Source organism: Mucilaginibacter sp. (assembly GCF_025359345.1).
GTDB lineage: Bacteria > Bacteroidota > Bacteroidia > Sphingobacteriales > Sphingobacteriaceae > Mucilaginibacter.
This window is the reverse complement of sequence record NZ_JANYGQ010000001.1, coordinates 57,599-71,919: the sequence shown is the minus strand read 5'-3', so window position 1 is coordinate 71,919 and position 14,321 is coordinate 57,599. Positions and strand designations below refer to the sequence as shown.

The 14,321-nt window shown below is 42.9% G+C and carries 15 protein-coding genes; 6 read left to right on the top strand and 9 right to left on the bottom strand.

What is annotated here, in order from left to right; genetic code table 11:
* Positions 1-77: 77 nt before the first annotated feature.
* Positions 78-932 carry a helix-turn-helix domain-containing protein gene (locus Q0R52_RS00365; protein ID WP_295790743.1) on the bottom strand — a complete coding sequence of 285 codons (855 nt, stop codon included), beginning with the start codon at positions 930-932 and terminating at the stop codon, positions 78-80.
* A 194-nt stretch (positions 933-1,126) separates the two neighbouring features.
* Here Q0R52_RS00365 and Q0R52_RS00360 point away from each other — a divergent pair, with 194 nt between their 5' ends.
* The 4 genes from Q0R52_RS00360 to Q0R52_RS00345 all read left to right on the top strand — a co-directional run bounded on the left by Q0R52_RS00360 (position 1,127) and on the right by Q0R52_RS00345 (position 5,567).
* Entirely contained in the window at positions 1,127-1,801 is a 675-nt protein-coding gene (locus Q0R52_RS00360; RefSeq protein ID WP_295790740.1) for an START domain-containing protein, read from the top strand.
* Positions 1,802-2,016: 215 nt separating this feature from the next.
* Positions 2,017-2,367: a hypothetical protein gene (locus Q0R52_RS00355; RefSeq protein WP_295790738.1), complete on the top strand. Its 351-nt coding sequence runs from the start codon at positions 2,017-2,019 to the stop codon at positions 2,365-2,367.
* Positions 2,368-2,390: 23 nt separating this feature from the next.
* Positions 2,391-4,955: a DUF5686 and carboxypeptidase-like regulatory domain-containing protein gene (locus tag Q0R52_RS00350; RefSeq protein WP_295790736.1), complete on the top strand. Its 2,565-nt coding sequence runs from the start codon at positions 2,391-2,393 to the stop codon at positions 4,953-4,955.
* 153 nt (positions 4,956-5,108) lie between these two features.
* Positions 5,109-5,567: a MarR family transcriptional regulator gene (locus Q0R52_RS00345; protein ID WP_295790735.1), complete on the top strand. Its 459-nt coding sequence runs from the start codon at positions 5,109-5,111 to the stop codon at positions 5,565-5,567.
* A gap of 96 nt (positions 5,568-5,663) precedes the next feature.
* Here the strand turns inward: Q0R52_RS00345 and Q0R52_RS00340 are convergent, their stop codons facing one another.
* On the bottom strand, positions 5,664-6,056 hold the full coding sequence (locus Q0R52_RS00340; RefSeq protein WP_295790731.1) for a VOC family protein: 393 nt from the start codon (positions 6,054-6,056) through the stop codon (positions 5,664-5,666).
* A 101-nt stretch (positions 6,057-6,157) separates the two neighbouring features.
* Positions 6,158-6,748, bottom strand: a complete 591-nt coding sequence (locus Q0R52_RS00335; RefSeq protein ID WP_295790729.1) for a Crp/Fnr family transcriptional regulator — start codon at positions 6,746-6,748, stop codon at positions 6,158-6,160.
* Between the two features lie 221 nt (positions 6,749-6,969).
* Here Q0R52_RS00335 and Q0R52_RS00330 point away from each other — a divergent pair, with 221 nt between their 5' ends.
* Positions 6,970-9,123: a S9 family peptidase gene (locus Q0R52_RS00330; protein WP_295790726.1), complete on the top strand. Its 2,154-nt coding sequence runs from the start codon at positions 6,970-6,972 to the stop codon at positions 9,121-9,123.
* A 204-nt stretch (positions 9,124-9,327) separates the two neighbouring features.
* Here Q0R52_RS00330 and Q0R52_RS00325 read toward each other — a convergent pair whose 3' ends face one another.
* From Q0R52_RS00325 to Q0R52_RS00310, 4 genes are all read right to left on the bottom strand, one after another.
* The gene (locus Q0R52_RS00325; RefSeq protein ID WP_295790724.1) at positions 9,328-9,717 is read right to left on the bottom strand and encodes a hypothetical protein; all 390 of its coding nucleotides are present in this window, start codon (positions 9,715-9,717) and stop codon (positions 9,328-9,330) included.
* Positions 9,718-9,848: 131 nt separating this feature from the next.
* Positions 9,849-11,168, bottom strand: a complete 1,320-nt coding sequence (locus Q0R52_RS00320) for a DUF3570 domain-containing protein (protein WP_295790721.1) — start codon at positions 11,166-11,168, stop codon at positions 9,849-9,851.
* Between the two features lie 29 nt (positions 11,169-11,197).
* Entirely contained in the window at positions 11,198-11,419 is a 222-nt protein-coding gene (locus tag Q0R52_RS00315) for a DUF4266 domain-containing protein (RefSeq protein ID WP_252789076.1), read from the bottom strand.
* An 11-nt stretch (positions 11,420-11,430) separates the two neighbouring features.
* Positions 11,431-12,363 (bottom strand): FAD:protein FMN transferase, encoded by a 933-nt coding sequence (locus Q0R52_RS00310; RefSeq protein WP_295790715.1) that lies wholly within the window; start codon positions 12,361-12,363, stop codon positions 11,431-11,433.
* Positions 12,364-12,669: 306 nt separating this feature from the next.
* Here Q0R52_RS00310 and Q0R52_RS00305 point away from each other — a divergent pair, with 306 nt between their 5' ends.
* The gene (locus Q0R52_RS00305) at positions 12,670-13,050 is read left to right on the top strand and encodes a hypothetical protein (protein WP_295790712.1); all 381 of its coding nucleotides are present in this window, start codon (positions 12,670-12,672) and stop codon (positions 13,048-13,050) included.
* A gap of 68 nt (positions 13,051-13,118) precedes the next feature.
* On the opposite strand, the gene Q0R52_RS00300 is transcribed toward Q0R52_RS00305, so the two are convergent.
* A complete protein-coding gene (locus tag Q0R52_RS00300) occupies positions 13,119-13,745 on the bottom strand; it encodes a hypothetical protein (RefSeq protein WP_295790710.1) in 627 nt (208 codons plus the stop codon).
* Positions 13,742-14,218, bottom strand: a complete 477-nt coding sequence (locus tag Q0R52_RS00295) for a pyridoxamine 5'-phosphate oxidase family protein (RefSeq protein WP_295790704.1) — start codon at positions 14,216-14,218, stop codon at positions 13,742-13,744. The genes Q0R52_RS00300 and Q0R52_RS00295 overlap by 4 nt, the downstream gene beginning before the upstream one ends.
* Between the last annotated feature and the right edge of the window lie 103 nt (positions 14,219-14,321).

The window sequence follows — 14,321 nt, the reverse complement described above, 5'->3', positions numbered from 1 at the left end:
GCAAATCATTTTGCCTGGTACAAAGGTAATTTCGGAGGTAAACTGATGGATAGGACAAAAATATGGTTGTACAGGACTTATTTAAAATTATGTCGGAAAGCCTCCGGCGAGTGGCCCATATGCTTTTTAAAGAACCTGATAAAATAGGAAACATCTTCGTACCCCAGGTAATATGCTATTTGGTTTATTTGGTTTGATGTTGCCAGGAGATACCTTTTAGCCTCCAGTATAATATGTTCATTAATTAATTCAGAACAGGTTTTGCCGAGCGCGGCCTTCGTAATAGCATTAAGCTGATAAGTGGACAGGTTCAACATGGCAGCATATTCAGCAACTTGCTTTTTGTTAACATGTGTCTCCAAAAGTGATAAAAATGCTTCGAGCCGTTCCTGTGTATAAAGGGTTACGTTATCCGGAGTGGCACGGCTATGCTGCCGTACAAGTTCGATAAACAAAATACCCATATTTGCTCTGATAACGTCTTCGTATCTTTCCTGTTTGCCTGTATATTCATTGAAGATGGAAGTAAGCGTGTTAAGCAGCTTTTGAAACGCGTCAGCATTAAGCTCGTAATGATTGATATTACCGGCCTGGCGCAATAACTGGTTCGATACTTTCTCGCGCGGGAAATAAAACTCCTCTCTAAACTGCAGCAAATAACCGGTACTTCCCGCTTTTAACACAAGCTGATGTACCTGGCCCGGGCGCATGAAGAAAACAGAATTGTCGCCAACTGTGTAGGAGATAAAATCTATATCATGACTGCCGGCCCCTTTTTTTAAAGCAAGAACATAAAAGAAATCATGCCGGTGAAGTTCCTGTACCATGTCTTTGCCGGCAAGCAGATCATGAAGATCGCGAATGCTAAAGCGTTCCGAAATATCCGGCTCTTTTTGGAATGTACTGATATGCCTTACCGGTATTTTATCCATTTAACTTAATTGTAAAAAAGCCGTTCACCTAACCATCAAGGTAACACTTAACCAAATGTAATTACATTTTGCAAAACGCATTCCTGCTTTGCCGGGCGGAAGCATCACGCCACCGTCATAAATTATTTTTTTAGTAAATTTAGTTGACTAATTTAGTCAACTTGGTTTACCTTTACGGCGTTAAATCTGTAAAAATGAAAACAACAAATCAAACAATCAATTTAGTACATAAAGTATTTTTCATGTTACTGCTAGTTGTGTTGGGACTAAAATCTGCATCAGCACAAAATGATTGGAAACTGAGTACCGAAAAGGAAGGTATAAAAATATACACCAGCATATTGCCCGATTCGAAGGTCAAAGCTATTAAAGTGGAAGGTAATTTCGATGCAACACCATCCCAGCTGGTAGCACTTGTTATGGACGTTAACACTGCCCCGGATTGGGTATACCACGTTAAGTCAGCCAAACTGGTTAAGCAGGTGTCGCCTACAGAGCTTTATTATTATTCGGAAGTGAGCTTACCCTGGCCTGTAGCAAACCGCGATTTTGTGGCCCATTTAACAGTGAGCCAAGATCCGACTACAAAAACAGTGACGATTGATGGCCCGGCAGTACCCGGCGTTGTTCCGGTAAAAAAAGGCATCGTAAGGATCGACAATTCTATCGGCAAATGGGTCATTACCCCCCTGGGACAAAACCAGGTACATGTTGAATATTCGATTCACGTAGACCCGGGAGGTGCTCTGCCTGCATGGCTGGTTAATATTTTTGCCACAGATGCGCCAATGAAAATTTTTAAGAGCCTGAAAGTACAGTTGACAAAATCCGATTACAAAAACACCGTCTTTGCGTTTGTAAAAAACTAACCGGAAACGTTTCAGCTTATAACATTCCATACCTTAACGATCCTGCTGACCAACGGCAGGATCGTTCGCATATAAAGGATTCCACCGTCCTAATCTCATCTTAAAGTCACCGCCTCACCGTAGCGTCACAAAACAGTAAAAAGTAATTTTTTTGGTAAACCAAGTTGACTAATTTAGTCAACTTAATTTACCTTTGTGTCATCAAATCAGTAGTCATGAAAACGCAGTTCATCCACTTCGACCAAATATCAGGCATCACCAGTGCGGTAATCACCAGTGCAAGGAGCTTTAAATTGAATAAGCTTTTTTTAGCGTCTAATTTTTCAACCGGCAAGTTGGGGTACTACCTGCTTCCGCTGGTTAAACAAATTATCAAAGACAATTTCATGGGTGCAGATATGGAGATAGGGATACTGCTGATTTTCCTTAAAGACTATTTTTTATCTGCCAATAATACCATCAGGAATAATGCTGTCACTAACCTGTTCAAAAAATCTAAAGGCAGCGAAAAAAACATTGCGGTATCAACTTCTGAAATAATTTACAATCATCCACAGGCTGCCTGAGACCTCAATTATATTTTAATATCATGAAAACGGACCATTTTTTCAACATAATTAAAAGCACAGTGATGCTTTTATTCTTAACGTTATCAACCAGCTTGATGGCGCAACAAACAATCATTAAGGGAGTAGTTACAGATATCCGCACCCAGGAAACTATGCCGGCTGTAAGCGTTTCATTTGATGGTACCACCATAGGCGGCAGTACAGACGTTAAGGGTAATTACAAAATTAGTACCGACGGAAATTATAACCGCATCAAGGTTTCCTTTATAGGTTATAAAACCTTTTATAAGGATATTACCCCCGGCACTACGCAAACTATAAACATCGCTCTAACCGAAGACCGGAGAACATTGACCGAGGTAGTTATAAAAAGCGGCAAAAAAACCAGGTATACCAATAAGAACAATCCCGCTGTGGAACTGATCCGCAAGGTGATTGCCCACAAGGATGAAAACAGGCTCGAAAATTTCGATTATGCCGAATATCAGCAATACGAAAGAATGATATTTTCGTTGAGTGACCTTTCTGAAAAGTTTAAACAGAAGCGGATATTTAAGAATTATCAATTCTTGTTTATGGAGCAGGACTCCAATGCAATCGGCGGAAAAAATCTGCTGCCGATGTATATGGAAGAAAAACTTTCTGATAACTACTTCCGCAAATCGCCCTATGTTAAAAAGCAAGTGATTGAGGCCAATAAGCAGGTTAAGTACGATGAGAACTTTATAGATAACGAAGGGCTTAAAGCATACTTTAACCGCATGTATATGGATATTGAGATCTACGATAATAATATCCCGCTATTGGGTAACCAGTTGCTGAGCCCGATCGCTAATGGTGCTCCATCGTTCTACAAATTCTTTATTACCGATACCATTAAAGATGTGAGCCCGCAGTTGATCGAGTTGAGCTTTACCCCGCGTAATACTACCGACATGCTTTTTACGGGTAAGATATACATTACCATGGATGGCAACTATGCTGTACAAAAAGCGGTATTGTCGGTAAATAAACACATCAACCTCAATTTTGTGCGCCAAATGCAAACCACCCTTTCTTTTGAAAAAACAGAAGGCGGGCGCTACCGGTTGAGCCAGAGCGATTTGAAGATGGACTTTGGGCTGAACAAAAACAAAGGCGGCGGCGTATATGGCGAACGTGTGGTGATCATCAACAACTTTGCAGTCAACAAACCACGTCCTAACGAGATTTATGCCGGTCCAGCGCAAATGATCGCCTTCAATGCGGCTGAAAAAGGGGATGAATTCTGGAAAGCTAATCGCCCTGATACCCTTAAAAAAGGCCAGGCAGATATTTACAAGAATATCGATAGCCTGCAAACCCTCCCTTCGTTTAAACGGACAATGAAATTGATCACCCTTTTTGTTGCAGGGTACGATAATTTAGGACCTTTTGAAATAGGGCCGGTAAATACCTTTTACAATTTTAACCCCGTAGAAGGTTTCAGGCTGAGATTAGGCGGACGTACAACCACCGAGCTGAGCAAACGGTATTATTTCGAGACCTATGGCGCATATGGTTTTAAGGACGAAAAATTTAAATATTTTTTCAGCGGCACTTATTCGCTGAATAATAAATCGATCTATTCTTTTCCGCAGGACTATATAAGGGCGAGCGTACAGCGCGATACCAAGATACCTAGCCAGGAACTTCAGTTTGTACAGGAGGATAACTTCCTGCTCTCATTTAAGCGTGGCGACCATGGTATTTATACTTACAACGATATCTTCAGGCTGGATTATGTGCATGAGTACCTGAACCATTTCTCGTACAAATTTGAGCTAAAGGCATGGAACCAGGCGCCAACAGGATCATTATATTTTCAGAATATTATCGCGGGGCAGCCAAATACTATAAATAGCCTGCAAACCACGGAACTATCAATGGAACTGCGGTACGCACCTCACGAAAAATTTTACCAGGGTAAATTATACCGTACCCCGATACCCGACAAGTACCCTATTTTTACCCTGCGTTACCAGGAAGGTATTAAAGGACTTTTTAAGGGAGATTACAATTATCAGAATGTTACCGGTAACATCACCAAACGCTTTTATCTTTCTCAGTTGGGTTTTGCAGATGTTTCGGCAGAGGGAGGATATATCTTTAATAAGCTGCCTTATCCGTTACTGGATATCCAGCATGCCAACCAGAGCTATGCGTTGCAGCTGCAATCTTTCAACCTGATGAATTACCAGGAATTTGTTAGTGACCACTATGCCAGCATCAATATTGATCAGCATTTTAACGGGTTCTTTTTTAACAAGGTGCCATTATTACAGTCGTTGAAGTTGAGGGAAGTAGTATCGTTCAAATCGGTATGGGGCGGCGTAAGACAGGAAAATAATCCTGCCAATGATCCCTATTTATTGCAATACCCTATAGGTGGCAGTGGCAAGCCAATAACTTATACCCTAAACAACGGCCCTTATATGGAAGCCAGCGCAGGTATCGAGAATATTTTTAAGCTATTGCGTTTGGACCTGGTTAGAAGGCTTACTTACCTGGATCACCCTGATGCACCAAAATGGGGTGTAAGGGCTTTTGTTAGGTTCCAATTCTAATCAGCCTAAAGTATATGCAATTTAATTGTATAAAAAACGTTAAACTTGTAAACCTGGTTGACTTTATTGGTCAGCCCGGTTTAATAAATTGATAAACTAAAATATTGTAAAGGCCTATTGTTAATACCTACTTAAATATTAATATTAAAGATCATGTTAAACGAGGAAGCAACCAGGATGACGAGCAGGTTATTATACCTTTTGAAACGACTTTCGGATGAATGGTATTGCACAAAGCTGTGCCATGCTAACCTTGAAGGCTTTAACAACTCGCATATCCCGTTGTTTATGAGTATAGGCACCACAGGTATTTCCAACAGTAAGCTTGCAGCAAATTTAAGTATAACCAAACAGGCAGCCAGCAAGGTGATTAAAGAGCTGGAAGAACTGAACCTGGTAAAGAGTGAAAAATGCAGTACCGACGGGCGTTCAATGATGTTATATTTAACAGATAACGGGTGCCGCTTTTATGAGCATATTAAAAAGCAAATGACAGAACTTGAACATGAGTACAAAAAAGTAGTTGGCGCCAAAAACTATGAGAACGCCATCAATGTGATGCTGAAACTTGTGGAGTACCACGAACATTTGAACAAAGCGGTGCTGAATTGAGTTGAAAGCTGCCGAAAAAAGAGCAGGGCTGAACCCTTGTGAGCGCTATTGGTTAAAAAAGTCTGTCTTCCTGTTTGCGGCTCGCATTAAGGACGACTACTTTTTCCTAAACCATTGAATATACTCCAGCACATTATTATCCTCGTCTGCAAAGTAAACCCATGTTTCTTCATCTTTAATTGCTAACGGTCCCTTAAGCACAGGGATATTTTTCTCTTTTAACCCATTTAGCGCTATCTCCAGATCTGCAACTTCCAGGCACAAATGAGGGCAAAATGGTTTTTGGGGCACCGGGGGACAAAAATCATTTTCCAGGTCCCGGATTAATTCGATGCGCAGATCGCCGGATGAAATGAAAGCATATTCTTCTTTTTCATGTTCGTTGACCGCTCTAAAATCCAGGCAAAAAGATAATTTTTCGGTGTAGAAGGCTATTGCTGCGTCCATGTTTCGCACTTGTAAAGCGGCGTGGTCAAATTTTAAATCCATTTTTTAAGCTTTGATTTCTTTATATTCTAAATATCAAAGGTGTGGATGATCCCGTAAAACGACGTATAACTAATTTAATATTCAGGCTTATAATAGTTTAATTATTTATGCCTTTTTTTACGGATCTGGCTCAGAAAAACAGGGGAAATCCCTAAATAAGAGGCAATGTGCTTTTGAGCTAAACGGTTTTCAATGGTGGGGTAGCGTTCAATCAAAGCCTGGTATCGTTCTGCGCCGCTCAGGGCAATTGCATTCAGGATGCGCTTATCCTGGGCAACAATAAAATTTTGGGTAAGGATACGCCAAAACCGCTCAAACACCGGAAATTTCAGGTAAAGCTCATCCAGGCTCTGTTTATTAATCTGCAGAAGTACAGAAGGTTCGTGGGCTATAATGTTTATCATGGATGGCTCCTGTCCTAAAAAACTGGCGGAATCAGCTATCCACCAATCTTCCATCGCAAAATGTAAAGTATGGTCAACGCCCATATCATCAACATAAAACGACCTCAGAAAACCTTTATAAACAAAACTTTCATACCTGCACACGTCTCCCTGCTGCAGTATGTACTGCCTGGCAAGCACCTTACGCACCTGCAACAGTGAGCAAAAATAATCACCTTCCTCCCGGGTAAGGCTAATCCGTTTCTGCAGGTGGTCTAAAATAAACTGTTCGGGTTCTTTTCTATTCATCCCAGCATAGATTAATGTTAACCATTGAAATTTTACCGGCTTTAAAGTAGGGATATTTTAAGGAAGCATAAAGCCGAAGTTTAATCATTATTCGATGTTGATACTTTCGCCCCCAATTCAAACGCTTTTCCTAGCCTGGTAGATAGTATGGTAAAATAATACATCTACCCCTACCAACCCTAACCATATTCCTCTTATATTTAAAAATCCAAAACTACATCATGAAAAAAACACTACTCTTATTGTTTATTATTTGTGGTTTATATACGGCGAGGGCCCAAAATGGCACCCAACCTGTTACCGTTACTGATATGACCCGCATTAAGCAGGCCGGCACCGCCAGCCTGTCGCATAATGGCAAACAGGTTGTTTTTACGGTATTGTCTGTCGAATCCGACGAAGCGACTAAAGGGGAATATGTTTACCGTACGCAAATATGGATCGTACCTGCGGATGGCAGTGCGCCGGCACGGGCTTTAACATCTTCAAGTACCAGCAGTTCGCAGCCTGCATGGTCGGCAAATGATGAGCAGATTGCATTTGTACGGTCGGTAAAAACCAAATCGCAGATATTTTTACTATCGCTTAACGGCGGTGAGCCTGCGCAGCTTACCAATGAGTCGCGGGGAGCAAGCAATCCGCAATGGTCGCCTGATGGCAAAAGGATATTGTATTCGGTGGGCCTTTCCTATCCCGAAATGCTGAAGGATTCGGTATTAAATCCACACGCGGCTGTTCCGAACTGGACAATGGAGCGGCCCGGTTTTAAAACCAACCTGCCTCAATCAAAAACCAAAGCAAACCCCGATGGCAATATGGATGCTATCCGTGCATATTTAGCCCAGGACGAAGCCGACAACAAGGTAAAGGTATTTAACAAGCTTAATTTTGAGGGTGAGGCCACTACCGAACCCAACTTTAGCTTCAACCATTATTTTATTATCGATGCCAAACCGGGCGCTGTGGCAAAACCGCTGACGTTCGGCTTTCATAATTATAACGGCGCAGTTTTTACGCCCGATGGCAAACAACTCATCCTGACTACGAATGCTGATACGTCGCTCAACCCCGACAGAGCGTTAATATCAGCCATATACACCATGCAATCAACCGGCGGCCCTTTAAAGCGGCTGATTGCCGAAGACGGGGTGTCGTTAAACAACGGCCAGGTTTCGCCGGACGGAAGGTACCTGGTGGGCTTTTCATCCGTGCCAATGACGATGGATTTCGGACACCTTTTGATTTATGATTTGCAGGCAGCCGGCAAAAAAATGGTGGTGCCCATCGACCGCAACGTTGGGCGTACGGTATGGTCGACCGATAGTAAATCTTTGTACTTTACCGCACAATCAAACGGTGGCGCACCTGTTTATAAGGTTGATATGGCCACGCTTAAACCCGAACAGCTGAGCGGCTACGACGAAGGTTTGGGCAGCCTTGATGTTGGCAAAAAACAAATGGTTTATGTAAAAACCGCAGTTACCGACCCTTACGAACTGTATGTGGCCGATTTAAACAATAAAACCGCCAGGCCGCTTACCACGTTTAACTCCGAATGGCTGAAGGACAAAAAGCTAAGTATCCCCGAAAAAAAATATTATACCAACAGCAAGGGCCTGAAAGTTGAATACTGGGTGATGAAACCCACCAATTTCGACCCCAATAAAAAATACCCGGTGATGCTGCAAATACACGGCGGCCCAACCGCCATGTGGGGCCCTGGCGAAAACACCATGTGGCACGAGTTCCAATATTTTTGTGCGCAGGGTTATGGAGTGGTTTACTCCAACCCGCGCGGCTCGGGTGGCTATGGCATCGACTTTATAAAAGCCAATTACCAGGATTGGGGCACCGGGCCAACCGAAGACGTACTGGCAGCCCTCGACGGCGCGTTAGCCGAAGGCTGGGGCGACAAGGATAAAACCGTAGCAACAGGCGGTTCGTACGCCGGCTATTTAACCGGTTGGCTGGCCGGCCATACCAAACGTTTTGCAGCAATTTCGTCGCAACGCGGGGTGTATGACTTAACCACGTTTTTTGGCGAGGCCAATGCCTGGCAGCTAACACCCATATATTTTGGCGGCTATCCATGGGAGGCAAAAACAAAGCCTATACTAGTAGAGGAATCGCCATTTACTTATGTGGATCAAATAACAACACCCTACCTGATATTGCATGGCGAAACCGATTTACGTACCGGCATTGTACAGGGGGAAATGATGTATAAAGCACTAAAGGTTTTAAACCGCCCGGTTGAATATGTACAGCACCCCGGCGCCACGCACGAATTGGTGCGCTCAGGAAATATGCGCCAGCGGATAGACCAGATGCTGCGGATTTATGAGTTTTTTGAGAGGTATATTAAACACGAATAAAACTACCTGTTAGCGCAGGCCTGCGACCAGCGCTGACGGAGGTCGCCCCTTTGGGGCTAAGTGTTTCAGATTCCATCAAAAAGATTTGAGGTTCATTTGAATTTTTGGGGGTCGGTATTTTTGAAACGGAGAGAAATCTCCGAAGCCCCAACGGGGCTCAATTCCCCAGCGCAGGTCGCAGGCCTGCGCTAAAAGTGAGGATGATTACACCACCGGCTTCATTACAAACATCCCGCTATAATACTTTCTGTACCCCCAGCCTAAAAGCAGGTTGGGGCCAATCAGCAACACGCCCATCCACCATCCGGATGGAACCAGGATGGTATGAAAAAGTAGTACATTTAAGCTGATCGGGAAAAGCACTACCGCAGAAAACGGCGCGTACTTGTTAACAAGCAACGAAATTCCGCCCAATATCTGGATAGTTTTAATCATAGGATAAAAGTACCCTACTCCCTTAAGGCCGGCAACAAATGCCCCGGTTACCCCGGTATGCAAAGGCTGGTACGGGATGAAACGCAGGAAATAATCGAGTCCGAAAACGAGGTAAAGGAATCCGAGGATGATGCGGGATATGAGGACGGTGGCTTTCACAGAATATTTAATTTATATCGTGTTATTTAGCTTTTAAATAACACGATATAAAAGTGGGCAGCATTTCCCAAATTATCAAACATTCCAGGCAATTTGCACCGTTTTATCTTTCGCCTGTTATATTAGCATGGCTATTTAAAGCCCAGATTGAGCGAAATAACGTTTGATGTTAACTGGGTGGATTGTTGATAGTGCCCATACCTTAGTTCCAGGTCGTGCAGCTTGTCCCAGCCGAAAACACCTTTTGGTGGTGCCAGCCTTATACCTGCGCCATAAAACTGGCTGTTAAACTTCGCATATTCATAGTTGCTGGTATAAAACTCTTCACTTGCGCTATGACCTTCAAAAGGCGCAAAATATTTGGCCGCTGTTTGTGTGTAATACCGGTAAAACGGCGAGAGTGAAAAGAAAGGCGTTATTTTAAATGCCACCTCGAGATTAGCGGTATTGGAACGGCTGCCCCAATTATCGAGGTAGTAGCGATAATAAGATCGTAATATTATATTATCGCCTAAAAAGTAATTGGCCCTGAAACCAATCGGCAGTTTAAAGCGCGATGAAGGCAATTTTTCGATGGTATCTTTTTGATTGGTAAAATATACCCGGTGAAACGGCAGGCTCAAATAGCCGCTTTGCGCAACCAAATCGGCAAGGAACATTACCTGCAGCCGTGAATTGATAATTTGTGAGTAGCCAAACGATGCAGTGTAAGTTCCCCTTGGCTTTGTTGGCAGGCTTGGTTTTGAATAGGATGAGCCGCCATTGCTTAAAACCAAGTTACCGCTTGCAGTAGTAATGTAAGTAGCCCCGGTTGAAACCGGTGTAATTACAGGTATAAACTCCGAAGGATAAATCATCGTTACCTTGTCCTGGTAAACCTGGAACTTGGCGCTGAACTCGCCGTTTTTATCGTTTGTCTTTTTCGAAAAATGCACATCGGCCCCGCGCGACTTATAATTGTACTCGCCCGAATAATAAGCGCCTATGCCGAAAGTATTACCGGTGGTTGGGTTTTCAACAGTCCAGTCAACCGAAGGATAAATTCTTGTGCCGCCTTGCTTACCCTGGCCTGTGGTGGTTACAAAGGCCGATGATGCCGAAGTGTGATGGTCATAACCGAGGCCAAGCGAAATGGTATTTTTATTTTCGTTGTCGCCCGTCCATACCAGCTTCAAATCCAACCCGTTTGAAATATCCGAAACTTTTTCGGTACCAATGCCTCCTGTAATTGCCGAATGGAAACCATTCTGCTTATAATAGCTGGAAACTATGTTAATTTCATCAACATGCAGCGCCCTTGGATTGTAGTCATCTGGCTGGGCGTTAGCCGGCAAGGGCTGGTATAAGCTAAATGGTTTGTTAGTGTGGATGGTGTCGGTTTTGGTTTGTGCAAAGGTGCTAAACCGGCAAATCATAGAAAAGCCGAATGCAGTCAGAAATACTTTTTTCATGATTAATTAGGGGATAAAAATGATTGAAATTAATTACAGCCGCAGCCGCCACCTGTTTTGCCGGCGTTGGCGCCTGATGCGCTTTCGCGGTACGACTGGAAGTTCATTTCATTTTTCTCCACCTTACGGTTACTTAAGGCCATTTCAGAATCGTTGATCCTGCTTTTTTGGTACTCTTTTAAGTGCACACATGATGTGGTAGCGGCCATCAGCACAACAGCCGCCATTAGTTTAATAGTTTGATTTATCATTTTTAGGGGTATCAAGTAATGTTAATATTTTTTGAAGTATAAAGCTTATCATCGTCATCAATAATTATTGCTTCTATATCTTTCATCTGGTTAATCATATCAAGCCCCGCATAAACGCCCATAATAGTTACCGGGGTGGCCATGGCATCGGCAATTTCGGCATTGGTGCTAATAATAGTTACGCTTTTTATACCTGTCACCGGCAAGCCTGTACGTGGGTTTATGGTATGCGAATATTTTTTACCGTCTATCATCACAAACTTTTCGTAATTGCCCGATGTAGCAACAGCGGCATCTGTAAGGCTTAACTCCGAAAATACCTGGCGCGAGGAATCCGGGTTGGCAATACCAATTGTCCATTTTTTTCCGTCCGGCTGCGTTCCCCACACGTTCAGGTCGCCTGCTGCGTTTACAACCCCGCTTTCAACACCTGTTTGCTGCATAATCAGTTTTGCGCGCTCGGCAGCATAACCTTTACCTATTCCCCCAAAACCTATGCGCATACCCCTTTCACGTAAAAAAATAGTGCAGTTTTTATCGTCGAGGGTAATATTACGGTAGTTGATAAGCCTTACCATTTTTTTAGCGGTGTCTTTATCAGGCAGGGCCGTCATGTTTTGATCAAAGTTCCAAAGCTTTTTATCAATGGAGCCATAGGTAATATCAAATGCCCCCTGGGTTACTTTTGATATCACAATCGACCGTTTTACCAGTTCAAACGTTTCCCTGCTAACTGCAACCGGTTGTATGCCGGCATTATCGTTTACCTGGTTAGTTTCGCTGTCGTTGTTATAAGTAGTAAGCAATTTTTCAATGCGCTTTACTTCCTCAATAGCCATTTCAATCCGTTCGTTTGCCCAATTTTCATCATCAGCCACAGCGCTGAACTCAAATTGGTTCCCCATCAGCTTGCAACCTTTTTTAAAAACCTGCTTAACGGCCATATAATAAACAGAACGGGTTGATTAATGAATACCCAATTATTTTCTTCTATCAATGTTACAACATGAATCTGAAGTTAGCATGAAATTCCAGGCTGGCAGCCACAAACTGTGTAATTTTAACACTTATTAACATTTTTAAGGGCATCAATCATCCCTGTATTTAACCTATTGGGCTATGCTACATGTTTTGGCATGGCATTTAACCGGAAAAGCACCGCGTTAAGTATTTTCAATAGATGATACAAATCACTATTCTGCTTGTCGCCGGTCATTCACGGGGTTTAGTAAACGGTGCAAATTTGTGTCATGAGTCAGATAAACATAAAACATTTTGCCAACCTCAATAACGAGTGTTTGAGAGGTCTTGAGTTTTACCAGCACGAGCTTGGGTTCATGAACAAACGCCTGGAAGAAATTGCCAAAGACAACACAGGCAAAGAGGCATGTGAGGGGATTGAACATTTCCAGAACAATTTTCTTATTCATCGCGACCAAATCGCCGAGTTAAAACATCTTGTTCATGTAAACGATAAAACCATGGAAGGGCAACTTATAGATACCGGTGTGTTTGTTACCGAAGATACGGCGAACGAGCACGAGGAGATATATGAAGATTATTTAACAGAAGAGAAGCTTTTTAATGACCTGCGCCATGAGTTTAACCGCTTTGCGGCTAAATGGATGTAGCAGTGGTTAGTTTTGTTGGAGGTTTAATAACACAGCGGCGTATGCATAAAGCATGTCCCGCTGTGTTATTACCTGGGGTTTGGTATTAAACTACTAACGACTATGGCAGCATAACCGGCGGCCAGCTTTTCGGTGTTCAAATCAGTAGCCGATTGTATTTGGATAGAGCATAACAGTTTTTTGTATTTTAAATCAAACAGATCCGTTTTCCAGGCAAAATCCGTATCGATAATATAATAGCCGGGTTTGTATACCTGGTTAAATAAATCGTTACGGTAGATGTCAAAACGGTTGTAATAATCGCCATAGGGCGGATAGTAAATATTATCGGGGAGATACTTGCGTTCGCTGGATTTACCGGTTAATGTAACTGTTAGTACAGCATCAAACCCGCTGCCTTGTAATTTCTCAATCGCAGTTTGCTCATCCACATCCGCTGCATCACTGGCGTACAAATTATTCGACGCTGTTGCGTTATACCCAATTGCATTTAATTGGGTAACCAATTGTTTTTCAAGCCTGGCTTCCGTTTGGAACTGTGCCAGGGGCAATAACCCTAGTACCAATATTTTTTTACCTCCAAGGGAATTAAAATCGTTTGCCTTCCATTGCGTAATCAACCTGGGTGGGGTACATGCTGCAATTAAAAACAATAGCGGCAATAGTTTTTTTAACGTCCCCTTTAGTTTTTTCATAACAACGAGTTCCTTTTGGGTTCGCGCTTTTCGTACCGTCCGGTTTTTTGGGTTAAAACAATTTTGTAAACAATCAGCTCAACCCGGGTGCCGATATCGCTTTCAAGCTCGGTAATGCCATGCGACGGATGATTGGTTTCAACGTTCATCAGGTGCATTATCCTGTCGATCAGCTTTTTCATGATGCATTGTTTTTCGTCCAAATCTGTTATTTCCTCGAACCTGCCCCAGGCTATTACGCTTTGCCAGTTGCCCATGTTCCTGATATTATCAACCTGGAAACACACCTCCGGATCCTGGCGCATCATATCTATTTTCATGCCTGCGGCCGAGTGGGCGTAAACGGCTGAATTTTCGTACACGAAGTTTACCGGCACTATATAAGTAATTCCTTCAGAATGGCAGCCAATACGCCCTACAGCTGCCGACTTTAATAGTTCCTCTACCTGGTATTCACGCAATTCTCCTAACATGATCTGATAAATTGATTTTTTTAAGCACTGATTAATACAAATTTAACCTTCGCAGTACCGGACTAAAATGATGCCCCTCATCCGCCGGGGTGATGACTGTCAT